The following is a 24,794-nucleotide window of genomic DNA, read 5'->3' on the forward strand; positions in this document are numbered from 1 at the left end:
TTATCAAGAAGGAGACACCTGATGGAAGATATCGTGATCGTTGCTGCAGCCCGAACTGCAGTTGGAAAGTTTGGTGGCTCTTTGGCCAAAGTGCCCGCGACCGAGTTGGGAAGCATTGTGATCAAGAGCCTGCTCGAGCGCAGCGGGCTGCCGGTGGACGCAGTGGGCGAGGTCATCCTCGGCCAAGTGCTGGCTGCTGGCGTAGGCCAGAACCCTGCGCGCCAGGCCGGTATCAAGTCCGGTTTGGCTAAAGAAACTCCCGCTCTCACCATCAACGCCGTCTGCGGCTCCGGCCTGAAGGCCGTGATGCTGGCCGCTCAGGCTGTGGCTTGGGGCGACAGCGAAATCGTGATTGCCGGTGGCCAGGAAAACATGAGCGCATCCCCCCACGTGCTGCTGGGCAGCCGTGACGGCCAGCGCATGGGCGAGTGGAAAATGGCCGACACCATGATCACCGATGGCCTGTGGGACGTGTACAACCAATACCACATGGGCATCACCGCTGAAAACGTGGCCAAGGCCAACGACATCACCCGCGACATGCAAGACGCTTTGGCGCTCGGCAGCCAGCAGAAAGCTGCTGCGGCACAAGACGCGGGTAAATTCAAGTCCGAAATCGTGCCGGTGGTGATTCCCCAGCGCAAGGGCGACCCCGTGGTGTTTGACGCTGACGAATTCATTAACAAGAAAACCAATGCCGAAGCGTTGGCCGGTCTGCGCCCCGCATTCGACAAGGCTGGCAGCGTCACCGCGGGCAATGCCTCCGGTATCAATGACGGCGCTGCTGGCGTGATGGTCATGACCGCCAAGAAGGCTGCGGCTCTGGGCCTGACACCTTTGGCGCGTATTGCCAGCTTCGGCACCACCGGTCTGGATCCTGCCTTGATGGGCTTAGGCCCGGTGTCTGCGACCCAGCGCGCGCTGGCGCGCGCCGGCTGGAAGGCCGCTGACGTTGATTTGTTTGAGTTGAACGAAGCGTTCGCCGCACAAGCCTGCGCGGTGAACAAGCTGCTCGATATCGATCCTGCCAAGGTCAACGTGAACGGTGGCGCCATCGCCATCGGCCACCCCATCGGCGCGTCCGGCGCCCGTATCTTGGTGACTCTGTTGCACGAAATGCAGCGTAGCGGCGCCAAGAAGGGGGTTGCGTCCCTGTGTATCGGCGGCGGCATGGGCGTAGCCCTGGCCGTTGAGCGTTGATTTGAAGTGTTTTTGGCTACTCGCGCTCAGAGGATAAGCGCTGGTAGCTATAAATTGAATAGCAAACTGATTTAAAAAGAGGAAACAAAATGAGTCAAAAAGTAGCGTATGTAACCGGTGGCATGGGTGGCATCGGGACCGCCATCTGCCAGCGTTTGCACAAAGACGGCTTCAAAGTGATCGCCGGTTGCGGCCCCACACGCGACCACGCCAAGTGGCTGGCCGAGCAAAAAGAGCTGGGCTACAGCTTCTACGCCTCGGTCGGCAACGTGGGTGATTGGGATTCCACCGTCGAAGCTTTCAGCAAGACCAAGGCCGAGCACGGCAGCATTGACGTGCTGGTGAACAACGCCGGCATCACCCGCGACCGCATGTTCCTGAAAATGAGCCGCGAAGACTGGCAAGCGGTGATGAGCACCAACCTCGACTCCATGTTCAACGTCACCAAGCAAGTGGTGCCTGACATGGTGGAAAAAGGCTGGGGCCGCATCATCAACATCTCGAGCGTGAACGGTGAAAAAGGCCAGGCCGGTCAAACCAACTACTCCGCTGCCAAAGCCGGCATGCACGGTTTCTCCATGGCTCTGGCCCAGGAGCTGGCCACCAAGGGCGTGACGGTCAACACCGTGAGCCCGGGCTATATCGGGACCGACATGGTCAAGGCTATCCGTGAAGACGTGCTGGCCAAGATCGTGGCAACTGTGCCGGTCAAGCGTTTGGGCGAACCTTCGGAAATCGCCTCCATCATCGCGTGGCTGGCGTCTGAAGAAGGCGGCTACGCTACAGGCGCCGACTTCTCGGTCAACGGCGGCTTGCACATGGGCTAATTTCGCCCTGCGCATCCCAAAAACCCGCTTCGGCGGGTTTTTTTGCGTCTGTAGTGAGACAGCACCACAAGAAAGTAGGTGCGTTCTGCGATCGTTGGCGGGCGCTGGGGTATCCTCATTACGGTGTGTTTTGTTGGCCCGCAATCACCAAGGGCTAACCCCCGGAACCTATGAAATCTGAAGAGTCTGTCTGGATCGATGTTGCGCTTTTGCGTGTGGGCCACTACGTGGAATTGGACGTGGGGTGGATGGCACACCCATTTCCGACCGGCAGCTTCAAAATCAGCTCCGCCAAGCAAATCGAAGTCATCAAAGGCTTGGGTAAAAAGCAAGTGCGTGTGGTTCCTCGCAAGAGTGATGAGCCCTCTTCGGAGGAGGCCGCTGATGTCCCCTCTGAATCGGCAGCACCCATTCCGCCTGAAGCTGCCAGCCTTTTGACCCAAGAGCAGGCAGACGCCGAGCAGCGCAGACTTCGCGCCGCCATGCTCACCGCCCAGGAGCGCAGTCTGATCGCTTGTGAGCGCAGATTCGCAGAGTCGGTGCGCCTGTATCGCAAAACGATGGACATGGTGCAGTCGCAGCCCAAGTTGGCGACTGAGCCCTGTCTCGGGATGGTCAACACCTATGTCACCGAGCTGATGGACAACGGAGAGGCGGCCATCCGCTTGCTCTCCGAGGCGGCGGGTGACAAATCGGCCATGCACCCTGTCAACGTCACCGTGATTTCTTTGCTACTCGGCAAGGCGATGGGACTGAACAAATCGGAGTTGATCGACCTCGGTATGGCGGCTTTTTTGCACGACATCGGCAAAGTGAAATTGCCGGACCGGGTGCGCTGGTTGGAAGACAACTTTTCAAGCGCGGAGTACCGTCTCTATCAGGAGCACGTGCCCCAGGGTCTCGCTATTGGAAAGGGCATGGAGCTGCGTTCCCCCGTGTTGCTGGCCATGCTCCAGCACCACGAGATGGTGGACGGTAGCGGTTTCCCGTCACGCTTGCGTGGCGATGCTTTGGGCACCAGTGGGCGGATACTGGCCTTGGTAAACCGGTATGACAACCTGTGCAACCCTAGCCGGCCGGGCTCTGCGCTGACGCCGCATGAGGCGCTCTCGCTGATATTTGCGCAGTTCAAAGCCCGTTTCGACGCGGTGACCTTGAGTGCATTCATCCGCATGATGGGGGTGTACCCCCCGGGTTCCGTGGTGCAGCTGATCGACGACCGCTTCGGGATTGTGGTCTCAGTCAACTCGGCGCGGCCGCTCAAGCCGCGCATCATTCTTCACGAACCGGGTGTGGCGCGGGCTGAAGCGTTGATTTTGGATTTGGAGAAAATGCCGCAACTGGGCATCCGGCGCAGCTTGAAGCCCGGCAACTTGCCGGCTGCGGCGCTGGACTATCTGGCGCCGCGCCAGCGAATTGCGTATTTCTTTGAGCAGGCTTCGGAGCCGGATACGGCTAGTGCCGAAGAGTGAGGGCGTTCGCCCGGAGAAGGGTGTCTGCGAAACTCCACCGGACCCGCATCCTGAACCGGGGTTCAGGTGGGCGAGGTCAGCTGCCACTTTGGGTTCATCTGACGCGAGATGATCACGCTAGCGGAGCAATGTTCCAAGCCCTGGCTCAATGAGCATTGGTTCAAGGAAATATAAAGCCCGGCAGGTTCGCAGACACCTGCATTGTAGGGGTCAACCCTGAGCTTGAGTGGGCATCAGGAGCTTATTTGCAGTGCTTAGAGCAAGCGGCCATCGTCGCTCAGCGCGACGTCGAGTCGCTCCAGCAGCGAAGTCAGCAGCAGGGCGCTGTCGCCCTCAATGGCTAGCGGCGTGCCGGTGCCTGTAGCCACGGCGGCAGGGGCTGCAGACTTGTCAGAAAGGTCGAACGCCAGGTTTAGCGCTGCTAACACGGCAATCCGGTCACGGGCCCGCACCTTGCCTGCATCGCGGATTTTGCACATGGCCGTGTCTACGCGCTCCACGGCTTCCAGCAAGCGGGATTCACCGCCTTCGGGGCAGCCAAGCAGGTAGCTCTGCCCCATGATTTGAACTTCCAGCTGTTTCATGTCGGATCTTTATGGGTCAGCAGGTGATCGGGAATGCGCTCCAAAAGCGCATCGACCCGCGCTCGCGCTGCACTCAATCTTGATTTGAGGGAGTCCCGCTCGTGGCTGAGTGTTTCCACTTGGCTGGTGAGTAACGCGTTGGTCCGCTGAAGCTCCTCGTAGCGGAGCAACAAGCGTTCTACACGCTCGGCAATTTGGTCGATGGGAGTCTGATTCGCCATAAGTGTTTCATTGTAGGGGTGGCGCAAGCATTCCCTGCGTAAAATGCGCGGTGTTGGTGCTCGCGGTGTGGTTCGCATGCCGCAGTTCAACGGGAAGCAGGAGAGGGTGCCGCACGCGGCGGTCCTTAACCTGCGCTGCCCCCGCAACGGTAAGTGGACGTGTCGCCTTGACACTGCTTTCATCAAAGTCACTGAACGCTTTGAACACGCGCTTGGGAAGACGATGAAGGTTGCCTCCATCAGCCCGGATACCGGCCAATAAGGTGGATATGCGCCAAGGCGCATTTCCGTAACGCTCAAGCTCTGGCGGGGAAGCCGGGGAGAGTGAAGCAACACAAGGCATGAGACAGCGCCTGTAATGTCACGTTCCTGCCCGGCACTATTGATTACCGCCCCGTCCTCCGGACAAGGGAAGACAACGGTCACTTCCGCGTTGGCGCGTCTGCATACGCGCCAGGGACGGCGAGTGCGCGTCTTCAAATGCGGGCCTGATTTCCTAGACCCCTACTGGCACCAGCTCGCCAGTGGCGCACCGGTGTACCAGCTCGATTTGTGGATGACCGGTGAGGACGATTGCCGCCAGCGCCTGAGCCGGGCCGCCGAGGAGGCCGACCTGATTCTGGTGGAAGGCGTCATGGGCTTGTTTGATGGCGATCCCAGCGCTGCCGACCTCGCCCAACGCTTTGGCCTGCACGTCATGGCCGTGATGGATTCCGGCTCCATGGCCGGCACCTTTGGCGCGCTGGCCTACGGCCTGCAAACCTTCCGCCCCGGCCTGCGCTGGGCCGGTGCCCTGGCCAACCGCGTTGCCACCGAGCGCCACGCCGCCATGTTGCAACGCAGCCTGCGCAGCGACAGTCCGTGGCTGGGTGCAGTGATGCGCAACGCTGCGATGACACTGCCCGAACGCCACTTGGGCCTGACGGTGGCGAGCGAAGTCGCCGACGCCCAAGCCCGCCTGGACGCAGCCGCCGATGCATTGGCAGCAACTCCGCTGGGGCAAATGAGCGTCGAAGACCTCCAACAGTGGTCAGTGGAATTCCAAGACCAAGTGTCAGAGCTAGAGCCAGCCCGCCAGGGCGAAGCGGCAGAGCGCTCTGCGCAGGTCAAGGAGGAGCCCGCGAAGCGGGCGGGGGACACGGAGCAGAGCGCTCTGCCGCTTCGCTCGTCCCTCCAAGAGTCGCGCAACCAAAAGACCGCAAGCCCAAACCTCAAAGGCAAAACTATCGCAGTAGCGAGAGACACCGCCTTCTGCTTCATCTACACCGCCAACCTCGATTGCCTGCAGTCCTTGGGCGCCGAGTTGGTGTTCTTCTCGCCGCTTAAAGACACTGCCTTGCCCACCTGCGACGCAGTCTGGATTCCCGGTGGCTATCCCGAACTGCACGCCAACACCCTTTCTGCCAACACCCGTTTGCGCGACAGTCTTGCCGCCCACGTGCAGGCCGGCAAACCCGTGTGGGCCGAGTGCGGCGGCATGATGGTTTTGTTCGATACGATCACGACCACCGACGGTGCACAACACACCCTTTGGGGCCTGCTGCCCGGCGAGGTCACCATGCACAAGCGCTTATCGGCTCTGGGCCCGCAACAGCTCAAACTGCAGACGGGTACCCTGCGCGGCCACACCTTTCACTACTCCACCAGCGCCAGCACGCTGGTGCCAGTCGCCCGCACCGCGCGCCCCGATCACGACCCCATGCCCGATGCAGGCGAGGCGGTATGGCAGCAAGGTTCTGTGCGGGCCAGCTACTTTCACGCTTGGTTTCCATCCTGCCCCGAGGCGGTGGTTGAGCTGTTCACCCCGGCGCATGAGGGGCCTGCATGACGCAAGACCTCTTGCATTTCAGCCCCGGCCCGCAGCGCATCGTCTGCTTGACCGAAGAGACCACCGAGTGGCTGTACCTGTTGGGCCAAGAGCACCGCATCGTAGGCATCTCGGGCTACACCGTCCGCCCTCGGCGGGCACGGGACGAAAAGCCCAAGGTCAGCGCTTTCCTGAGCGCCAAGACCGACAAAATCATGGCGCTGCAGCCGGACTGCGTGTTCGGCTTCTCGGACCTGCAAGCTGACATTGCGGCCGATCTGGTCAAGCGCGGTGTGCAGGTCACCATCTTCAACCAACGCAGCGTGGCCGACATTTTTTCCATGCTCTACCAAGTCGCGGCCATGGTGGGTGAGGCCGAGCTGGGCGCCCGGCGCATTGCACAGATGCAAGCCGACTTGCGGGCCATGCAAGCCGCGGTCGCTGCCCGCCTCGCGGCTGGCGCGCGCAGGCCCAAGGTGTTTTTTGAAGAGTGGGACGAACCCCATATCAGCTGCATCCGCTGGGTGTCAGAGCTGATGACGATTGCGGGCGGAGACGACTGCTTTCCCGAGCTCTCTCTTGAGCCCATGGGCAAGCAGCGCATCATTGCCGACGGGGCGACTATCGTGCAGCGCGCGCCAGATATCGTGCTCGGCTCCTGGTGTGGCAAGAAATTCCGCCCTGAAAAGGTGGCTGCTCGCGAAGGTTGGGCCGATGTGCCTGCGGTGCGGGGCGGCCAGTTGTTTGAAATCAAGTCTGCCGACATTCTCCAACCCGGCCCCGCTGCGTTGACCGACGGCGTGCAGCAGATGCACCGCATCTTCATGCAGTGGATGGACAAGACTTTGCCCACCGATGGAGCACCCGCATGACAGACTTCACCATCGCCCGCAGCGAGCTCATTCTGGGTGGCCAGAAAAGTGGCAAGTCCCGCCGCGCCGAATTGCTGGCCCGCGAGTGGGTGCAGCAGTCGCCGGACCACCACGCCGTCATGATCGCCACCGCCCAGCCTTGGGATGACGAAATGCGCCTGCGCATCGCCCGCCATCAGCAGGAGCGCGCTGAGCGCGTGCCCGGCATGAAGACTGTGGAAGAGCCGCTGGCGTTGGCTGAGGCCATTGAGCAGCACAGCACCCCGGCAACATTGGTGGTGGTGGACTGCCTGACGCTGTGGCTCACCAACCAGCTGATGCCGGTCGATTTTGAGCCCAATAGCCCTCCAGCCCAAGTAGATCCTGCGCGGGTAGCTTCTTTTTTGATAGCAATCGCGCAGGCCCCTGGCCCTGTGGTGCTGGTGGGCAACGAGATCGGCCTGGGCGTAATCCCCATGGGGCGCGAAGTGCGCGCCTTTGTGGATGCGCTGGGCCGGCTCAACCAACAGGTGGCTGCCACCTGCGAACGCGTCACCCTCATGGCTGCCGGCTTGCCGCTGACCCTGAAGGCACCCTGAAACATTTTTTACCAAGGAGCAAAATCATGCACATCGAACCCGGTCTGGTAGACACCACCAAAATTTTCCTGAGCTACGCCACTGCCACCACCGCGGCCCTGTACGCCACCAAACTGGCGGTCGATGCCGTCAAAAAAGACGGCCCCCTGGCCCTGATCGCCCGTGCCTTGCTGTGCGTAGGCTTGGTGTTTTGCTTTTTTGAAGTGGCGCCGCACCACCCCGTGGGCGTGTCCGAGGTGCATCTGATTCTGGGCACCACCCTGATGCTGATCTTCGGCGTGGCGCCTGCAGCCATCGGCCTGATGGGCGGCTTGTTGATCCAGAGCGTGTTTTTCGCGCAGCAAGACTTGCCCCAGTACGGCATGAACGTCACCACCTTGCTGGTGCCCTTGTTTGCCACCGCCGCCTTGGCCCGCCGCATCGTGCCTGCAAATGTGGCCTATGTAGACCTGACTTACGGCCAGGCTTTCAAGCTGTCTGCAGCCTACCAAGGTGGCATCGTGGCTTGGGTCGCCTTCTGGGCTATTTACGGCCGTGGCGTGGGTATGGAGAACATGAGCCAGATTGCCACTTTCGGCGCGGCTTACATGACCGTGGTGCTGGTAGAGCCCCTGGTGGACCTGGGTGTGCTGGCGGCTGCCAAGGCTATGCGTCGTTTGCAAGGCAACCCGCTGGTGAACCAGCGCGTGTACACCGCGGCCTGAGCATTTGCTGAACTGAAGGACTGTTGTTGTGGATTTGATCGCCCCCCCCGTAGACCGTGACACGCCCCGTCCGCAAGGCGAGCGGCGTGGTTTGATATTGGTGCACACCGGCACCGGCAAAGGCAAGAGCACCGCCGCCTTTGGGCTGGCGCTGCGCGCCCATGGCCGGGGCAAGGCGGTCAAGGTCTACCAGTTCATGAAAGTGCCCACCGCGCGTTTCGGCGAGCACCGCCTGTTTGAGCAGCTGGGCATTCCTATCACCGGCTTGGGCGACGGCTTCACCTGGAAGAGCAAAGACCTGGACCACTCCGCCGAGCTGGCCCAGGCCGGTTGGGAGCAAGCCAAAGCCACGGTGATGGCGGGCGAGCACTTCATGGTGGTGCTGGATGAAATTATGTACCCCCTGCGCTACGGCTGGATTCCTCTCGAATCCATCTTGTCCTGCCTGCGCGAGCGCCCGCCGCATGTGCACGTGGTGCTCACCGGTCGCAATGCCCCAGCGGAGCTGATTGAGGTCGCCGACACCGTGACCGAGATGACGCTCGTCAAACACCACTTCAAAGCCGGTGTGCCCGCCCAGCGCGGGATTGAAGACTGATGACCTTGCCACGGGTCGCGTCCGCTGAGCCTGCTTTGTCCCTGGCTGCCGTGTCGTACCAGCGGCAGGGGCGGGCGGTGCTGGCGCAGGTGTCGCTGGACATTCCGTTTGGCCAGCACATTGCACTACTCGGGCCCAACGGCGCGGGCAAGTCCAGCCTGTTGCACCTGATGGCCGGTCGCTTGCGGCCTGAATCAGGGCAGGTGTTGCTCGGCGGCACCGATTTGCAGCAGATGCCCGGCCCCGACCGGGCGCGGCAGATGGCCGTGGTGCATCAGCATGAATTTATCCACGCCCAGCTCCGGGTGCGCGACTACGTAGCACTGGGCCGCACCCCCCACAGCGGTGCTAGCCGCGCTGCACATGTGCACGCCATCGACACTGCACTCAGCCGTTGCCGCCTGCAAGACCTGCAAGACCGGGCCATGGGCACACTCTCCGGCGGAGAGCAGCAGCGCAGCGCCATCGCCCGTGCCTTGGCCCAAGAGCCCCGCATTTTGTTGCTCGATGAGCCCACCAACCATTTGGACTTGCGCACCCGCTCTGATGTGCTGGACTTGCTGGCCAGCCTGGAGATCACGGTGGTGGCCGCACTCCACGAGTTGAGTCTGGTGCAGCGCTTTGCCCACCGCGCCGTGTTACTGGGCGAGGGCAGGGTGGTGGCTGACGATGTGCCCGCCCGGGTGCTCACGCCCGAGCTGGTGCTGGGCAATTTCGGGATGGATGTTTTTTATCTGCCGTTGCCCCACCGCGACCAACCGGTCGCCGTGTTTGAATCCCCCGGGCCCCGCCATTCGATTCGTGAATATGAAAACTAAACCTAATCTCACTTTTTCCTGCCGCTCCTGGCTTGCCGCTTGCGGCCTCTCGGTGCTGTCTTTGGCAGCACACGCCCAAACCTTCCCAGTGACGGTGGACAGCTGCGGCGAAAAGCTCACGTTCACAGCACCTCCAAAGGCCGCGCTGATCCACGACATCAACATGACCGACATGGCCTTGTCACTGGGGCTGCAAGGCCAGATGGCCGGCGTGAGCGGCATTACCGGCTGGTACAAGATGAGCCCCGAGTTCAAGCAGGCCCTGGGCAGCATCAAAGAAATAGCGCCCAAGCAGCCCAGCCTGGAAAACATCTTGGCGCTCAAGCCCGATTTCTTTTTTGCAGGCTGGAACTACGGCATGGCCGTGGGCGGCGAGGTCACGCCCACCACGCTCAAAAAATACAAAATCCCCACGCTGGTGCTGAGCGAAAGCTGCATCCATGTGGACAAGGCCCGCCCGCCCGCCAGCATGGAGCTGCTGTATGCCGACTACCTCAAGCTAGGCACCATCTTCGGCAAAGAAGCCCAGGCCAAGGCACAAATTGCCCAGTGGAAGCAGCGCCTGGCAGCTCTGCCCAAAGCCACCGGCAAAGAGCCGCTGCGCATGTTCTTGTTTGACTCGGGCGAAGACAAGCCTTTCACTGCCGGCAAATTCGCCATCCCCACCGCGATGATGGCAGCCGTGGGCGGCCGCAACATCATGGACGATGTGGACGCCAGCTGGGGCACCGTGGCCTGGGAGGCGGTGGCCGCCCGCAACCCCGAGTTCCTGGTGTTGCTCGACTATCAAAACGACGGCGGCGCTGAAAAGCTTCTCCAGTTCCTGCAAAAGCATCCGCTGATGCAGCACACCACGGCCGTCAAAAACAAGCGTTTTGTCGCTTTGCGCTACGAAGAGCTCACCCCCGGCCCGGCCAACGTGGCAGCCATTGAAAAAATGGCCCGGGCCGTCAACCGCTGATGCCTGGGTCCGCCCCCATGCGCCTGGCACCTGCTGTGCGATCCACCAGCCTGCTGACCGTGTGTCTGCTGCTGTTGCTGGCGTGCGTGAGTTTGCTGTCGGTGGTGTCGGGTGCTACCGAGGTGGCGTGGTCGCAGGTTGGGCATGGCTTGGGTCTTTGGTTGCGCGGCGCGCCTGACGCGGACTACACCATGGTCGACCGCATCGTGGTGGATCTGCGCGTGCCCCGCATGTTGTTGGCGATTGTGGTGGGAGCCGGTCTGGCCTTGGTGGGTGCGCTGTTGCAAACCACCACCCGTAACGATTTGTCAGACCCCTACCTCTTTGGCCTGTCCTCGGGCTCTGCGGCCGGGGCCGTGGCGGTGATTACGCTCACCGGCGAGGTGCTGGGCGTCTGGACACTGCCGCTTGCTGCCTTTGTCGGCGGCATGGCGTCGGTGGTGGTCGTGCTGCTGCTGTTGCGCCGCTATCGCAGCCACACGCCGGAGCGCATGATTCTGGCGGGCCTGTCCGTCTCGTTTTTGTTCACCGCACTGACCTATTACTTCACCTTTCTGGGCGACCAGCGTGCCGCCCAGTCGGTCATGTTCTGGACCATGGGCGGCCTGGGTTCCGCCCGCTGGGACAACCTGTTTATTCCCCTGACTGGTTTGGCGGTGCTGTCGCTTTTCTCGTGGCACAGGCGCCACGCCCTGGACGCCATGCTCAGTGGCGACCACACCGCGCACAGCCTGGGCATCGCGCCCGAGCGGCTGCGGGTGCAGGCCTTTGTGGTGTGCGCCTTTGCCACCGCGTGTTTTGTGGCAGTCTCCGGGGTGATTGGTTTTGTTGGGCTCATGGTTCCGCACCTCGCCCGTGCGCTGGCTGGCGCTCTGCACCGCCACATGCTGCACATTGCCATGCTGATTGGCGCCTTGCTGCTGTTGCTCAGCGATGTGGTGAGCCGGTCTATTTTGGCCCCGCAAGAGCTGCCGGTGGGCATCGTGACTGCCAGCGTGGGCGCCTTGTTTGTCATGTACACCTTGCTGCACCAGTCTGACGGCGCCTGATTGCTACCTGTTTTATTCATTTTTTACGTTCATTTCCACACCATGCAAACCCGCAAAATCCCCGCCACCATCGTCACCGGCTTTTTGGGCAGTGGCAAAACCACGCTCTTGCGTAACCTGCTCACCAATGCACAGGGCCGCCGCATTGCGGTCATCGTCAACGAGTTTGGCGAGCTGGGCATTGATGGCGAGCTGCTGCGCGGCTGCGGCATCGGCTGTGACGAGAACGGTGAAGAAAACGGCCAGCTGTTTGAGCTGGCCAACGGCTGCCTGTGCTGCACCGTGCAAGAAGAGTTTGCCCCGGTCATGGAGCAGCTGGCCGCCCGCCGCGACCAGATCGACTATCTGGTCATCGAAACCTCTGGCCTGGCTTTGCCCAAGCCGCTGGTGCAAGCCTTCCAGTGGCCTGCGCTGCGCAACGCCTTTACCGTGGACTCGGTCATTACCGTGGTGGACGCGCCTGCGGTCGCCGCTGGCACTTTCGCCGAAGACCCGGTGGCGGTCGACGCCCTGCGCCGCTCGGACGACAACCTCGACCACGAATCCCCGCTGGCCGAGCTGTTTGAAGACCAGCTGGCTACAGCCGACTTGGTCATCGTGCACAAGGTGGACGGCATGGACGCCGCGGCTTTGGAAGCGGTAGAAGCCACCATCCGCGCAGAAGCGCCTGCCGGTGTGAAACTGGTGCGCGCCTCGCACGGCAATGTGCCGATGGATGTTTTGTTGGGCCTGGAGCGCGCGGTGGAAGACGTGATCGACTCCCGCAAAACCCACCACGACGAGGAAGAAGACCACGACCACGACGAGTTCGACTCCGTGTCCCTGACCCTGCAAGTGGCCGACCGCGCCAAGGTGATTCCGGCCCTGACCGCGCTGGTGCAGCGCCACGAGATTTACCGCATCAAGGGCTTTGTGTCCTTGCCCGGTGCGGCCATGCGCTTGGTAGTGCAGGGCGTGGGCCAGCGCTTTGACAGCTACTTCGACCGCGCCTGGCGCGCCGATGAAACCCGTGCCACCCGCCTGGTGTTCATTGGCGACCACCTAGACGCGGCCACCCTGCAGGCTGAATTGCAAGCCGCGTTGGCCTAAAGGCCGTTCATTAAAGGCAGTTCACCATGCATTTGCTTTCCACCCGCCCTGGCGGCCATGTCGAAGACGATGGCAATGGCATCGTGCGCGTGGAGCAAACGCCCGGTGACATCGTGGTGCTCACCGTGGCGGACACTACCTTGTCGCTCCTAGCCGAGGTGGCCAGCAACCTGCCCGCCGATTTTCCGAGTGTGCGCCTAGCCAACCTGATGTGGCTGCGCCAGCCCGCGTCCACCGACTTGTACATGGACGATGTGCTGCGCCACGCCAAGGCCATCGTCATCGAACACCTGGGCGCCCCCAGCGACTGGGCCTATATCGTCGACCAGGTGTGCGAATCTGCCGCCGCGCGCGGCCAGTGGCTGGTGATGGTGTCGGGCGAATGTGTGGAAGACGCGCAGCTGCTCTTGCGCAGCACCGCTGCGAAAGACGACTGCACCCACCTGTGGCGCTGCCTGCGCGAAGGTGGGCGCGACAACGCCAACAACTTCTACCAGCTGATTGCCCATGCCGCCTTTGGCCGGGGCGAGCGGCCTGCGCCTGCGCAGGTGCTGCCCGGCGCGGTGCGCTACGAGCCCTTGAATCAAGTGGCGCCTTGGCGCGAAGGTGCGCCCACAGCCCTGCTGGTGTTTTACAAAGCCCACTTGCAAGCCGGCAACACCGCCGCGTTTGACGCCATGCTGGCCGCGCTGGCAGGGGAGGGCCTCAACACCCTGGCGCTGGCGCTGGACTCGCTCAAAAACCCCGAGAGCATGGCGTTGCTGCAGACCATGGCAACAGAGCACCACGTCGATGTGGTGCTCAACGCCACCAGTTTCGCCGTGGGCTCCATCGACGGCAACGACAGCGGCGCCGAGGTACAGCCCGTGTTGCTGGCGGGGGATGCGCCGGTGCTGCAGCTCATCACCGCGGGTTGTTCGCAAGAGCAGTGGCAAGACGACCCGCACGGCCTCACCCCGCGCGACCTGGCCATGCAAATTGTGCTGCCTGAGGTGGATGGCCGCATCGGTACCCGGCCCATCAGTTTTAAGGGCTTGGCTTGGCGCTGCGAGCGCGCCGAGATTGATGTGGTGCGCTACCAGCCTGAGACAGAGCGCATGGCCTATGTGGCCGCTCTCGCCCGTAAATGGTGCGCATTGCGCTATAAAAAGAGTAGCGACAAGCGCGTGGCGTTGGTGCTGGCCAACTACCCGAACGACGACTCGCGGCTCGCCAACGGCGTGGGGCTAGATACACCGGCTTCCACGGTGGTCATCCTCCAAGCTCTGCAAGCCGCTGGCTATGCGACGGGCGATGTGCCGGCGGACAGCGACGCCCTGATGTCCGACCTGACCCGCGGCATCACCAACAACCTGGACGCCAACGACGCCCGCCCCGCAGGCCAGAGCCTCGCCATGGCCGACTACCTGCAAGACTTTCACGCGCTGCCGGCTGACAGCCAATCCGCCATCAACACGCTGTGGGGCCTGCCGGAGCAGGACCCGCTGGTGCGTCATGGCCGCTTCATGATTTCCGGCCAGCGCTATGGCAATGTATTCGTGGGCAATCAGCCCGCCCGCGGGCGCGACCTGGATTTGGTCGCCACCTACCACGATGCTGACCTGGTGCCCACGCACAACTACCTGGCCTTTTACTTTTGGATGCGCCGCGTTTATGCGGTGGATGCCGTGGTGCACGTCGGCAAGCACGGCAACCTGGAGTGGCTGCCCGGCAAGAGTGTGGCGCTGGGTGCGGCCTGCTGGCCCGACGCCATCTTGGGCCCGTTGCCGCACCTGTACCCCTTCATCGTGAACGACCCCGGCGAGGGCGCGCAGGCCAAGCGCCGCACGCAGGCCGTCATCATCGACCACCTCATGCCCGCCATGACGCGGGCCGAGACCTATGGGCCCCTGCAGCAGCTCGAAGGCCGCATGGACGAGTATTACGAAGCCCTGTCGCTGGACCCGCGCCGCGCCAAGCTGCTGCGCAACAGCATCTTGGAGCAGGTGCTGGCCGATGGCTTGCACATTGAGCTGGGTTTTACGAAGCCGGCCGATGATGCTGAGCGCGAAGCGCTGTTGCGCCGGCTGGACGCCTACCTGTGCGAGATCAAAGAGTCCCAAATCCGCGACGGGCTGCACACCTTCGGCCAGTCGCCCACAGGGCGCCAGCGGGTGGACACGCTGGTGGCGCTGGCCCGTTACCCCGGCGGCTCGGGTGCTGCGCAGGCCAGCCTGACGGTAGCCTTGGCGCAAGACTTGGGCCTGACGGACTTTGACGCCCTGAGCCCCGACTGGGCCGCCCCGTGGACCGGCGCACGCCCCGCCGTGCTGCAAGCCTTGAGCGATGACCCCTGGCGTCACGCCGGCCACACCCGCGAGCGGGTGGAACTGTTGGCCTCCCGCGTGGTGCAAGACATGGCAGAGCAGGGCAGTGCGCTGCCCAGTGGCCCGGCAGACTCACCTGAATCTTGGCCCCACACCACCCAAGTACTGCAGCGCCTGCAAACGGTGCTGGCCCCGCGCCTCGATGCTTGTGGCCCTAATGAGATCACCCATCTGCTGCGCGGCTTGGATGGCCGTTTCATCCCGCCCGGCCCCAGTGGCGCGCCGTCACGCGGTCGGCCCGATGTGTTGCCCACCGGGCGCAATTTTTACTCGGTGGACACCCGCGCCATCCCCACCCAAACCGCCTACGCCATGGGCGCCAAGGGCGCAGACCGCGTGGTCGAGCGCCACTTGCAAGACCACGGCGCCTACCCCACGGCCATGGGCCTGTCGGTGTGGGGCACCAGCACCATGCGCACCGGTGGTGAGGATGTGGCCCAGGCCTTTTCGCTCTTGGGCGTGCGGCCCAAGTGGGCAGCCGGCAGCAACCGCGTCACCGACATCGAAGTCATGCCCATGACCGTGCTGGGCCGCCCGCGCGTGGATGTGACGCTGCGCGTGTCCGGCTTCTTCCGCGATGCCTTCCCCAATGTGATCGATTTGTTTGACACCGCCGTGCGCGCCGTGGCCGCCATCTCGCCCGAGGACGAGGCGGACGATGTCAACCCCATCCGCGTGCGGGTGCAGGCCGAAGCCGCGCAGGCCCAAGCCGCCGGCCATAGCGATGCGGACGCCGAGCGCGCTTCCACCTGGCGTGTGTTCGGCCCCCGGCCCGGTGGCTATGGCGCGGGCTTGCAAGCGTCGATTGCCAGTGGCAACTGGACTGAGCGCTCCGAGTTGGCCGAGGCTTACCTTCGCGCCGGTGCCTTTGCCTACGGCCAGGACAGCGACGGTACAGCCGCCCCCGAGGCTTTTGCCCAGCGCATGGCCGGGTTGGACGCGGTGCTGCACAACCAGGACAACCGCGAGCACGACATCCTCGACTCCGGCGACTACTACCAGTTCATGGGCGGCATGGCCGCGGCGGTGGAGCATCTGAGCGGCAAAACAGCCGCCCTGTACCACGGCGACTTCAGCGTGCCCGGCGCACCGCAAATCCGCAGCTTGGGCGAAGAAGTGGCCCGCGTGGTGCGCTCGCGCGCCGTCAACCCCAAGTGGATAGACGGCATCAAGCGCCACGGCTACAAGGGTGCGTTTGAAATGGCGGCCACCGTCGACTTTTTGTTTGCCTTTGACGCCACTACCGGCGTGGTGGCCGACCACCAGTACGCGCTGGTGGCCGACGCCTATATGCACGACGACGACACCCGCGCTTTCTTGCAACAACACAACCCCGGCGCTTTGCGCAGCATTGGTGAGCGCCTGCTCGAAGCCATGCAGCGCGGCCTGTGGGCCGAGCCCGGCGACCACCGCGAACGCATCCAAGACCATGTGCTGGCGCTCGAAAACCAATTGGAAGCATCCTGACCATGCCCCTTAATCCTGACGTCCGTCCAGACATGCACACCGGCGCCCCGGCATCCGCGAGCGCGCCTGAGCCCGTGCCTTTCCCCTTCACCGCGCTGGTGGGCCAGCAGGCACTGCAGCGCGCTTTGCTGCTGGTGGCGGTAGACCCCGGCATTGGTGGGGTGCTCATTGGCGGGCCGCGCGGCACCGCCAAGTCCACCGCTGCGCGCGCCTTGGCCGCCTTGCTGCCGCAGGCTCCGTTTGTCACGCTGCCACTTGCTGCCAGCCTGGAGCAGCTGGTGGGCACGCTGAGCATTGAAGACGCCTTGCAAAGCGGCGCCGTGCGCCTCTCGCCTGGGCTGGTGGCGCGGGCGCATCAGGGCGTGCTGTATGTGGACGAGGTGAATTTGCTGCCCGACGCGCTGGTCGACGCCTTGCTGGACGTAGCCGCCAGCGGCGTCAACACCGTGGAGCGCGACGGCATTTCGCAGCGCCACGCCGCGCGCTTTGTGCTGGTGGGCACCATGAACCCGGAGGAGGGCGAGCTGCGCCCCCAACTGCTGGACCGCTTTGGCCTCTCGGTGTGGCTGCACAACCCTACTGACGCAGCGCAGCGCCAACAGATCGTGCGCAGCCGCTTGCTGTTTGACGCTGACCCTACTGCGGTAGCCGAGAGCCATGCCGACGCATTGCAAAACCTGGCCGCCAGCGTGCTGGACGCGCAAGCCCTGTTACCCCGCGTGCAGTGGCCGGACGACGCACTGGCCCACGCCGGTGCGTTGGCGCTAGCTGCCGGAGTCGACGGTGTGCGGGCCGATTTGGTGATGCTGCGCGCTGCCCGCGCATCTGCAGCGCTTGACGGGCGCGATGCGGTAACCGTGGCTGATGTGGACGCTGTGGCCGAGCTGGCCTTGCACCATCGCCGGCAGGCTTTTGCCCAGCAACCCACACCACAAGTCTCACAGAAGTCACAACCCCCCAACCAAAGCCAAGACGCCAGCGCCCCCCAGACGGAATCGGCCGGTGCCGGTAGTGCCGATGGCGATTGGGGCGCCATGCCCCCTGTGCCCGTGGGCACCGTGCGACAAGCGGCAGCAGGAGTGCTTCCGCCAAAAAAAGCCTGAGCCACCCCGGCCCTGCGCCCCAGAGTGCGGCGCGCGGCGGGCGGTGGCGCACAGCGGCTCTACCAGCCGGTGCCCAAGCACCGGCGGTAGCTGTGCGCGCGCCATCCGGCCCGGCAACACAACGGGGCGCCATCGCCTGGCTGCCCACCCTGCAAGCCAAAGGCCGCAATCCCCTGGTCGCACAGCACCTGCGCTGGCGCGAGCCCAAGGGCAAGCCGTCTACCTTGCATTTGCTGCTGCTGGACACCTCCGGCTCCATGCGCCAAGGCGGCCGCCTGGCGCGGGCCAAAGGCTACGCCGCCCAAGTGCTGGAGCAAGCCGCCCGCGCGGGCGACCATGTGGCGCTGTTGTGCTTTGGCGGGCAGGGCGTAGAAGTGCTGGTGCCCCCCGGCCCCGCACGCCGCGCGGCTGCAGTGCGCGTGCAACAGCGCGGCGGTGGTGGCGGCACGCCCATGGCGCAGGCTATGGCGGCTGCCGACAACCTCATGGCCCAACACCGCCGGGTACGCGGCACCCTGGGCAGTGCCAACACCGTGCTTTGGTTGCTGACCGACGGTCGTACCCTGGATCAACCGCGCACACCACAAGGCGCCGATCAATTGGTGGTGGTGGACTTCGACGACGCCAAGGTCAAGGTAGGGCGCTGTGCAGACTGGGCTGTGCGCTGGGGGGCAGAGTACCGGCACGGTGACTAGATGCTATGGAATTAGGAGCTGCTCGCGCATATTCCACAGGCGCTAAGGCCTGTTTTTAGTCACAAATTTTCGTTGGAAAGTAGCGCTGTGCCCCACTCTTTAGGCTAGAAATATAGTTATTGAAGCTGTTCTAAGTTCATAAGCACTTTCCGTTAATCGCTGAACATCAGTAGACGATTACGCTTGTGTTGCTTAGTAGGGCCTGGGTGTGAGTCGCGATTCGACCCAAAGCGGACTTCTGGCCTCTCGGATTCTTAACCCGTCAGCGGACACTCGAATGGATCTCAGTCTGCGGGAACCCTTCACCGGCGCTTTACTGTTGATACGGAAGCTGCGTTGATCGGGAGCGTGAGCCTAATGGACTATTGAACGATCTCAGGCCCCGCACTAAATTGGCCTAGGAATGGATGTAAAACCAACCGAGGGAGTAAGAAAGATGGCCTCAATAAAGAAACATTTCGTCTGCGTTGCAGTTGCAGCTTTGCTAGCTGGTGCAGGTGCTTCCGCACAAACCGCAAAGCACCAATATCGCTTAGACGGTACGCTTAGTGACGACTTCGGTGGGCCAGCGCTTGTGGCTAGCGGCGGTACTTTGAATTCGACCGATTATGTTTTTGGGAGAAATCAAGGGCTCACACTGACAGAGTCACTGGGTTCGGTTTACACCATCGATTTGAGCTTCAGCTTTGATTCTCATGGTGGATGGCAAAAAATTGTTGACTTCAGCAATTTATCGTCTGACATCGGTATGTACACCCTCGGCACACAGTACCAATTTTTCAATTTGACATCAGATATCGGTGCCGCACCTGCAGTTGGTGTAGCGGGCCGCTTGACATTAACGCGCGACGCTTCAAGTTTGTTAAGCATCTACTCAAACGGCACTCTGCTCACAAGTTTCAGTGACCAATCAGCTGCAGATTTGACTGGACGCACAGCAAGCTTCTTTATAGACGATTTCCCCACCGGACAATCGGAGTCAGGGACCGGTAAAGTGAATTACATCCGTACCTACGACACTGCTTTGAGCGCCATTCAAGTGGCCTCACTTGCATCTCCTTTGGCACCCGTTCCGGAACCCGAAACCTATGCCCTGCTGCTGGCAGGTTTGGGAATCATTGGCGCTGCTGTAAAACGCCGTAAGGCAATGCAAGCGTAATCAACGTTCACCCAAACCAACGGGGGCTTAGGCCTCCGTTTTTCTTTGTGGGGCTCGATCTCTGACAGCATCATTGAGCCTCTGCTTTATAAAGACTGCAGTACCCGCCGGAAGGGGTGCGCTAAGACACCCTAATTTGCTCTGAAAATTCAATTCAGAAAGTAAAACGGGAGCCGAAGCTCCCGCGAGTTTGAATTGTCTAGCGCTTCTTATGCAGACAGGCTGGCTCTGCGGCGGCGAACTATTGCTCCCATCAGCCCCAAGCCAGCCAACAACATGGCATAGGTTTCTGGTTCTGGTACCGCAGTAACACTCACACTGCCGTTTGTAGCCAACTGGGAAAAATCGAGTCGGCTGCGGTCATAGCCGGTGACCGTGATGTTGTCTTGCGTCAAAGAGCCATTGAAGGTGTTGAACCCGAACAATGCAAAGCTGCTGCCCGCCAAGGGCACATAACCATTCGAGAACACCAGGTTGAGCGTTCCGTTGAATGTCAGTGTGTTGATATTCACCAGCTGGTCATACTGGGCGCCTGGTGTACTGCCGAAGATTTCCATGTTCAACACCGAGCCGCTCTCAAAGCTGACGTTGCCACCATTAAAGCTGACTGCTGCAAGGCTGCTGCCAGGGTTGAATGCAGCTTTGAACGCCACATTGCCCGCATAGCTTCCGGCACCGTTCACATCGTTCAAGAAGTTAAGCGTGCCCTCATTTCCGCCTACGCTACCGTTGTTCGTGAAGTTGCCTTCAACAGTGCTGTCTCCAAGATAGGTGAGAGTGTTTCCTGCGCCCAAATTGATGCCGTTGACCGCCTTGAGTTTGCCCGATCTGGAGAGGAACGTATCCGTACCCAATTGAGCTTGATTTGCGGACAGTAAATCAACTTGCCGGGACCCAACAACCAGGTTACCGGCAAAAGCGTAGCCATTTGTCGACGCTACATTACCAAGATTCAGGTTGCCACCACTGGCTGTTATTGTTTTACCAGCTCCACCGGTGACTGCGCCATCCAGCGAGCCGGAGCCCGTGATGTTGCCTGTACGAGAAACATCGATTGTGCCTGTGCTGCGAATAATGCCGTTGGTAAGGGTTGTCGCGTTAGCATTGACTTGCCCCCCATTCAACACCAACTCTTTGCCGCTACCAACCGTCAAAGTGTTGGTCACATTGAGTGTCTGCCCGGAGTCGAGTGTAGTGGTCGAACCCAAAAGGCCTGTACCAACACTCGCGCCACCAGCTCCAGTTAGATTTAAAGTTCCTTTGAGCCAGTTGAAGACGCTACCAGTCTTTAGGATAGCGCTGCTCGTTTGCAGTGTGCCGCCATCTAGGTTTACGCGCCCTTTGTTACCTACGGAGAGTTCAGACGTAGTCACTGTTCCAGAGTTACTGATGTTGAGTGTGCCCGTGCCGCTGCTACCAACGGATATCGTTGTGGAGTTGTTCCACTGCGAGCCTGCCCCCGTGACGGTAGCGGTACCTACACCTCCGGTAGAAAAACCAATCGCACCAATCAGGCTGTTTACAACGCCGCCGTTTTCAACATCCAGAGTGCCGTTCCCTGAGTTACCGACATACAAGGTGCTGGTAGTTTTCCATTGCGAACCTGCACCAGTGACTTTGGCACTACCAGTACTTCCACCCGAGTGACCCACGTACCCCTGCGCACTATTTACAACAGCGGCATTTTCAACATTCAACGTTCCTATTCCCTTAGCGTTATTTCCGACAATCAGGTTTGAGGAGCTTTTCCATTGTGAGCCGGCACCGGTAACTGTCACATTGCCAACACCTCCGGTGTTGGTGCCCAAAAAGGCGCTAGCTGTGTTAACCACGCTAGCATTTTGAACGATGAGCGAAGCAGCATTTGAAGAGCCAATATTCACATTGAACGCTGTGTTGTTCAAATTCGTTTTATTTGTCAATGTGAGTCCGTAGCCACGCAATGTGATCGCGCCGTAGACATTAAGGCCTTCGGCGCCACCATCCCAAGTCTGATTAGCGTTAACAATAGTGGGCGCGTAGAGTTTCTGTACTCTGCTGCTGTTATTGATGATGTCGCCTGTAGAAGTAATCGTGTTACCACCAATGTTGTACGCGCCTGCACCGGAAGCAAAGGTGATGCCGCTCACGGACAAACTCGAGAAGTTGTTGCTACTGGCAGTCTTTGTAGATGCTTGAAAAACAAGTGCGTCTCCGTTGACAGGAGCTGCGCCCCCCTCCCAATTGCCACTGGAGGTCCAAGTATCACCAGTCGGAGTAGCTCTCCATACCTTTGTGGCGGCGCCTGCGTGCGTTGCAAAGCCTAGGGCGATTACTGCTGAAACTGCTGTCCACAATGGATGGCGACGGAAGATCGGGCTCTGGAGATTTGTCATCACTGAAAAAATAAGCGGAACTGTATTTACAGCGCCATCAAGAAAGGTAGAAATTTTACAAATTGAGAGCAGGAGCTTCAGTAGTTCTTTCGGACTAATGCTGGCTGTATTCCTTTGCCATTACCGAACGCTACTTTGCCCACTCATCGCAGAAATGACAGAGCAAACTGAGGGGTAGTAACACTGACTTGCACGTCCAGGTGTTACCGCCTCACGGCCGATCGATGCGACTGCTGAAAAGCGAGCATTCATCCAAATCAACTCATGACTAAGGTGGCTAACGACCCAAAGCGGTTGTACGGACCATCGACGTCGTAGCACTAAAGCAGACGTCGCATTGAAGATATCTGCAGTCGTCTTTGCATAGAGCTGTGTTACAGCGATTGCGGTCTCACCATGTCGGTCGAGCGCAATCCCAAACGTCGAGACTTTCTCAAATCGCAACTTGCTTTCACACCGCATCGAGCCTCGGCTTAATTGCGTCCGCCTTGTCTCTGCTGATCACAAGCAATAGAAGCCTGTAATCAGGGCAAAGCGAGTTGTGTAATGGTCTTGCCCTTTTACTCGCCATGTGAATCGAGACATGCGTCGTGCGGAGTCACCCCAGCTTTATCACTCACCAAGCAATTGTCTGATCGGACTATTGTGCGAATGTATGTTCAACAGGACACTTTTCTAAATTTTCCAAGTGTCACGATGGGGATGGAATGCCGCGACAGTGAAAATTTTTATCAAAGTAAATTAACAGTCAGGGGGAGATATGAAATTCAATAATTTTGTTGTTGCGGTGGTCGCCGCGATCGCTGGACTAGGGGCACAAACAGCAAACGCTCAGTGGTCTATTACCGACTTAGGTGACTTGCCTGGGGGCAGCAATCTGAGTCAGGCCTTTGGCATCAACAACACTGGGCAGGTGGTGGGCTACAGCAGCGCTGCTACAGGCAACCGTGTCTTCTTGTGGCAAAACGGCATCATGACCAACTTGGGTGACGTGCCGGGGGAAGAGGTCAGTCCGAGACGGGCCCATAGCATCAACAACTCTGGGCAGGTGGTGGGCTACGGCTTCACCGCTTCTGGTACTCGTGCCTTCGTGTGGCAGAACGGCAGCATGACCAACTTGGGTGACTTGCCAGGGGGGGCTGATAGCAGTACTGCCTATGGCATCAACAACTCTGGGCAAGTTGTAGGTGGCAGCGGGGCTGCTACTGGTGTTCGTGCCTTCTTGTGGCAAAACGGCAGCATGACCGACTTGGGTGACCTGCCGGGGGGGGGTGATTTCAGCGTTGCCAGTAGCATTAACGACTCTGGCCAGGTGGTGGGCTACAGCGGCGCTGGTGCTAATACTAGTCGACGTGCCTTTTTGTGGCAAAACGGCATCATGACCAACTTGGGTGACTTGCCAGGGGGTTACGATAACAGCGAGGCCTATGGCATCAACAACGCTGGGCAGGTTGTGGGCAACAGCAGAAATGCTAGAGGCGATCATGCCTTCTTGTGGCAAAACGGCAGTATGACCGATTTGGGTGACCTAGCGGGGGGCGCAGATTTCGGCTGGAGCTATGCCTCTGGTATAAACAACTCAGGGCAAGTGGTAGGAAACAGCTGGAATGGTACTGGCGGACGTGCCTTTATGTGGCAGAACGGCGTCATGGCTGACTTGAATACGTTTGCTGGCGTGGCGGGCATGGGGTGGACCTTGGAGCGTGCAACAGCGATCAACGATGTGGGCCAGATCGTGGGCTACGGGACGAATCCTCAAGGTGTTGAGCATGCTTTTCTGCTCACCCCAGTTCCCGAGCCTGAAACCTACGCAATGTTGCTTGCGGGCTTGGGTTTGATCGGTGCCGCCTTTAAGCGCCGTGCACGCAAACAAGGCTAAGGGCCACATGCGCTAACCTGCGGGGGCTTCGGCCTCCGTTTTGCTTTGTGGCGTTCGACCGTAAGCAGCCCCGACTCTGACACCCGCTAATACTGCCCTTGGGAAGCTACCGCCCGGATCACGCCGCCCCAAAGCGGTCATTCACCAAAGTCTGCTTCTGGCCCAAAGCGGAATTCGCCGTTGCACTCTTGAGTGCACGCTTCAGTCGATCACTCGCCTCATCAAATATATATCCATCACCCATCCATGCGCCGCGCGCGCGGATTGGCGCTCCGCCTGAATCCGCTCGCTCACTTCTGCCAGCGGCCCGGCGATGCAGATTTGTTGGGGCATGCCCAGGTAGGCGCCCCACCAGATGGTGATGCCCTCGGGCGGCAGGTGCTGGAAGGCGCAGTGGCCGTCCAGCATCACAGCAATGGTGTCGGCGCTCTCGGGCCAGCCGTGGTCGCGCAGTTGGCGGCCTGTGGTGATGGTGACCGGGGCGTTGATGTCGTTGAGCGCAATGGCGTGGGCGGCGGTCAGCGCTTGCAGTGCGGTGATGCCGGGCACCACCGACACCGTCAGCGGCAGTTGCAGCGCCAGCCGGTCTGCAATGCGCAGGGTGCTGTCATACAAAGACGGGTCGCCCCACACTAGCAGGGCCACGCTTCCACCTTCGGGCAAATGGGCGCGGATTTTTGCCAGCCAGACCTCCGCAATGGCGTCGTGCCAGCGGTTGACGGCGCCGGGGTAGTCCGGGTCGTGCGCGTCGCGCACTGGCATGTCGAACTGCACCACCTGCGTGGCGGGGTTGGTGACCAGCTCTTGGCATAACTCCAGCCGCAGCTCGGCCAGGTCCGCCTTGCCTTCGCCTTTGTGCGGCACGAGGATGAGGTCCGCCGCGTTCAGCGCTTTCACGCCCTGGCGGGTGACGTGGTCAGGGTTGCCGGTGCCAATGCCGACCAGGCAAAGATCTACCTTCATGTCCGCT

General features: G+C 61.0%; 21 protein-coding genes and 1 riboswitch. Of the genes, 17 read left to right on the forward strand and 4 right to left on the reverse strand.

Going from position 1 to position 24,794, the window contains the following annotated elements:
• The first annotated feature begins 21 nt into the window (after positions 1-21).
• The 3 genes from RAE21_RS05470 (at position 22) to RAE21_RS05480 (ending at position 3,499) form a co-directional block, all read left to right on the forward strand.
• A complete protein-coding gene (locus tag RAE21_RS05470; RefSeq protein WP_313880481.1) occupies positions 22-1,200 on the forward strand; it encodes an acetyl-CoA C-acetyltransferase in 1,179 nt (392 codons plus the stop codon).
• A gap of 89 nt (positions 1,201-1,289) precedes the next feature.
• Complete coding sequence (phbB, locus tag RAE21_RS05475) at positions 1,290-2,027, forward strand: acetoacetyl-CoA reductase (protein WP_313880482.1); 738 nt, start codon at positions 1,290-1,292, stop codon at positions 2,025-2,027.
• 170 nt (positions 2,028-2,197) lie between these two features.
• Positions 2,198-3,499 (forward strand): HD-GYP domain-containing protein, encoded by a 1,302-nt coding sequence (locus RAE21_RS05480; RefSeq protein WP_313880483.1) that lies wholly within the window; start codon positions 2,198-2,200, stop codon positions 3,497-3,499.
• A gap of 254 nt (positions 3,500-3,753) precedes the next feature.
• On the opposite strand, the gene RAE21_RS05485 is transcribed toward RAE21_RS05480, so the two are convergent.
• Complete coding sequence (locus tag RAE21_RS05485) at positions 3,754-4,083, reverse strand: cell division protein ZapA (RefSeq protein ID WP_313880484.1); 330 nt, start codon at positions 4,081-4,083, stop codon at positions 3,754-3,756.
• Positions 4,080-4,304, reverse strand: a complete 225-nt coding sequence (locus RAE21_RS05490) for a cell division protein ZapB (RefSeq protein ID WP_313873159.1) — start codon at positions 4,302-4,304, stop codon at positions 4,080-4,082. Before RAE21_RS05490 ends, RAE21_RS05485 begins: the two co-directional genes overlap by 4 nt.
• Before the next feature lie 37 nt (positions 4,305-4,341).
• Positions 4,342-4,578: riboswitch (cobalamin riboswitch) on the forward strand.
• A gap of 84 nt (positions 4,579-4,662) precedes the next feature.
• Between RAE21_RS05490 and RAE21_RS05495 the strand changes: the two genes are divergently transcribed.
• The 13 genes from RAE21_RS05495 to RAE21_RS05555 all read left to right on the forward strand — a co-directional run bounded on the left by RAE21_RS05495 (position 4,663) and on the right by RAE21_RS05555 (position 19,570).
• Positions 4,663-6,132 carry a cobyrinic acid a,c-diamide synthase CobB gene (locus RAE21_RS05495; RefSeq protein WP_313880485.1) on the forward strand — a complete coding sequence of 490 codons (1,470 nt, stop codon included), beginning with the start codon at positions 4,663-4,665 and terminating at the stop codon, positions 6,130-6,132.
• Complete coding sequence (locus RAE21_RS05500) at positions 6,129-6,983, forward strand: ABC transporter substrate-binding protein (RefSeq protein ID WP_313880486.1); 855 nt, start codon at positions 6,129-6,131, stop codon at positions 6,981-6,983. Before RAE21_RS05495 ends, RAE21_RS05500 begins: the two co-directional genes overlap by 4 nt.
• Positions 6,980-7,561, forward strand: coding sequence for a bifunctional adenosylcobinamide kinase/adenosylcobinamide-phosphate guanylyltransferase (locus tag RAE21_RS05505; protein WP_313880487.1), 582 nt, complete (start codon positions 6,980-6,982; stop codon positions 7,559-7,561). The genes RAE21_RS05500 and RAE21_RS05505 overlap by 4 nt, the downstream gene beginning before the upstream one ends.
• A 26-nt stretch (positions 7,562-7,587) precedes the next feature.
• Positions 7,588-8,265 (forward strand): energy-coupling factor ABC transporter permease, encoded by a 678-nt coding sequence (locus tag RAE21_RS05510; RefSeq protein WP_313880488.1) that lies wholly within the window; start codon positions 7,588-7,590, stop codon positions 8,263-8,265.
• A gap of 28 nt (positions 8,266-8,293) precedes the next feature.
• On the forward strand, positions 8,294-8,863 hold the full coding sequence (gene cobO, locus RAE21_RS05515; protein ID WP_313880489.1) for a cob(I)yrinic acid a,c-diamide adenosyltransferase: 570 nt from the start codon (positions 8,294-8,296) through the stop codon (positions 8,861-8,863).
• Entirely contained in the window at positions 8,863-9,681 is an 819-nt protein-coding gene (locus RAE21_RS05520; RefSeq protein WP_313880490.1) for an ABC transporter ATP-binding protein, read from the forward strand. Before cobO ends, RAE21_RS05520 begins: the two co-directional genes overlap by 1 nt.
• Positions 9,671-10,642: an ABC transporter substrate-binding protein gene (locus tag RAE21_RS05525; protein ID WP_313880491.1), complete on the forward strand. Its 972-nt coding sequence runs from the start codon at positions 9,671-9,673 to the stop codon at positions 10,640-10,642. The genes RAE21_RS05520 and RAE21_RS05525 overlap by 11 nt, the downstream gene beginning before the upstream one ends.
• 17 nt (positions 10,643-10,659) lie before the next feature.
• A complete protein-coding gene (locus RAE21_RS05530; protein WP_313880492.1) occupies positions 10,660-11,691 on the forward strand; it encodes a FecCD family ABC transporter permease in 1,032 nt (343 codons plus the stop codon).
• Between the two features lie 42 nt (positions 11,692-11,733).
• On the forward strand, positions 11,734-12,780 hold the full coding sequence (cobW, locus tag RAE21_RS05535) for a cobalamin biosynthesis protein CobW (RefSeq protein ID WP_313880493.1): 1,047 nt from the start codon (positions 11,734-11,736) through the stop codon (positions 12,778-12,780).
• Between the two features lie 26 nt (positions 12,781-12,806).
• Entirely contained in the window at positions 12,807-16,613 is a 3,807-nt protein-coding gene (gene cobN / locus RAE21_RS05540; RefSeq protein ID WP_313880494.1) for a cobaltochelatase subunit CobN, read from the forward strand.
• A gap of 2 nt (positions 16,614-16,615) precedes the next feature.
• On the forward strand, positions 16,616-17,716 hold the full coding sequence (locus tag RAE21_RS05545) for a magnesium chelatase ATPase subunit I (protein WP_428983982.1): 1,101 nt from the start codon (positions 16,616-16,618) through the stop codon (positions 17,714-17,716).
• Between the two features lie 92 nt (positions 17,717-17,808).
• Complete coding sequence (locus RAE21_RS05550) at positions 17,809-18,411, forward strand: vWA domain-containing protein (protein ID WP_313880495.1); 603 nt, start codon at positions 17,809-17,811, stop codon at positions 18,409-18,411.
• A gap of 403 nt (positions 18,412-18,814) precedes the next feature.
• On the forward strand, positions 18,815-19,570 hold the full coding sequence (locus tag RAE21_RS05555; protein ID WP_313880496.1) for a PEP-CTERM sorting domain-containing protein: 756 nt from the start codon (positions 18,815-18,817) through the stop codon (positions 19,568-19,570).
• A gap of 209 nt (positions 19,571-19,779) precedes the next feature.
• Here RAE21_RS05555 and RAE21_RS05560 read toward each other — a convergent pair whose 3' ends face one another.
• Complete coding sequence (locus RAE21_RS05560) at positions 19,780-21,699, reverse strand: beta strand repeat-containing protein (RefSeq protein ID WP_313880497.1); 1,920 nt, start codon at positions 21,697-21,699, stop codon at positions 19,780-19,782.
• A gap of 1,006 nt (positions 21,700-22,705) precedes the next feature.
• Here RAE21_RS05560 and RAE21_RS05565 point away from each other — a divergent pair.
• Entirely contained in the window at positions 22,706-23,824 is a 1,119-nt protein-coding gene (locus RAE21_RS05565) for a PEP-CTERM sorting domain-containing protein (RefSeq protein ID WP_313880498.1), read from the forward strand.
• 201 nt (positions 23,825-24,025) lie between these two features.
• Here the strand turns inward: RAE21_RS05565 and cobF are convergent, their stop codons facing one another.
• Positions 24,026-24,787: a precorrin-6A synthase (deacetylating) gene (gene cobF / locus RAE21_RS05570; RefSeq protein WP_313880499.1), complete on the reverse strand. Its 762-nt coding sequence runs from the start codon at positions 24,785-24,787 to the stop codon at positions 24,026-24,028.
• Positions 24,788-24,794: the final 7 nt, after the last annotated feature.

Source organism: Rhodoferax potami (assembly GCF_032193765.1).
In the GTDB taxonomy this organism is placed as follows: Bacteria; Pseudomonadota; Gammaproteobacteria; order Burkholderiales; family Burkholderiaceae_C; genus Allorhodoferax; species Allorhodoferax potami.

Excerpts from the sequence above, each read along its gene's own strand:
- RAE21_RS05565 (WP_313880498.1), top strand. The coding sequence starts at position 22,706 with ATGAAATTCAATAATTTTGTTGTTGCGGTGGTCGCCGCGATCGCTGGA.
- cobF (WP_313880499.1), bottom strand. The coding sequence starts at position 24,787 with ATGAAGGTAGATCTTTGCCTGGTCGGCATTGGCACCGGCAACCCTGAC.
- cobN (WP_313880494.1), top strand. The coding sequence starts at position 12,807 with ATGCATTTGCTTTCCACCCGCCCTGGCGGCCATGTCGAAGACGATGGC.
- phbB (WP_313880482.1), top strand. The coding sequence starts at position 1,290 with ATGAGTCAAAAAGTAGCGTATGTAACCGGTGGCATGGGTGGCATCGGG.
- cobW (WP_313880493.1), top strand. The coding sequence starts at position 11,734 with ATGCAAACCCGCAAAATCCCCGCCACCATCGTCACCGGCTTTTTGGGC.
- RAE21_RS05505 (WP_313880487.1), top strand. The coding sequence starts at position 6,980 with ATGACAGACTTCACCATCGCCCGCAGCGAGCTCATTCTGGGTGGCCAG.
- RAE21_RS05500 (WP_313880486.1), top strand. The coding sequence starts at position 6,129 with ATGACGCAAGACCTCTTGCATTTCAGCCCCGGCCCGCAGCGCATCGTC.
- RAE21_RS05525 (WP_313880491.1), top strand. The coding sequence starts at position 9,671 with ATGAAAACTAAACCTAATCTCACTTTTTCCTGCCGCTCCTGGCTTGCC.
- RAE21_RS05545 (WP_428983982.1), top strand. The coding sequence starts at position 16,616 with ATGCCCCTTAATCCTGACGTCCGTCCAGACATGCACACCGGCGCCCCG.
- RAE21_RS05530 (WP_313880492.1), top strand. The coding sequence starts at position 10,660 with ATGCGCCTGGCACCTGCTGTGCGATCCACCAGCCTGCTGACCGTGTGT.
- RAE21_RS05520 (WP_313880490.1), top strand. The coding sequence starts at position 8,863 with ATGACCTTGCCACGGGTCGCGTCCGCTGAGCCTGCTTTGTCCCTGGCT.
- RAE21_RS05470 (WP_313880481.1), top strand. The coding sequence starts at position 22 with ATGGAAGATATCGTGATCGTTGCTGCAGCCCGAACTGCAGTTGGAAAG.
- RAE21_RS05510 (WP_313880488.1), top strand. The coding sequence starts at position 7,588 with ATGCACATCGAACCCGGTCTGGTAGACACCACCAAAATTTTCCTGAGC.
- RAE21_RS05555 (WP_313880496.1), top strand. The coding sequence starts at position 18,815 with ATGGATGTAAAACCAACCGAGGGAGTAAGAAAGATGGCCTCAATAAAG.
- RAE21_RS05480 (WP_313880483.1), top strand. The coding sequence starts at position 2,198 with ATGAAATCTGAAGAGTCTGTCTGGATCGATGTTGCGCTTTTGCGTGTG.
- RAE21_RS05485 (WP_313880484.1), bottom strand. The coding sequence starts at position 4,083 with ATGAAACAGCTGGAAGTTCAAATCATGGGGCAGAGCTACCTGCTTGGC.
- RAE21_RS05490 (WP_313873159.1), bottom strand. The coding sequence starts at position 4,304 with ATGGCGAATCAGACTCCCATCGACCAAATTGCCGAGCGTGTAGAACGC.
- RAE21_RS05495 (WP_313880485.1), top strand. The coding sequence starts at position 4,663 with ATGTCACGTTCCTGCCCGGCACTATTGATTACCGCCCCGTCCTCCGGA.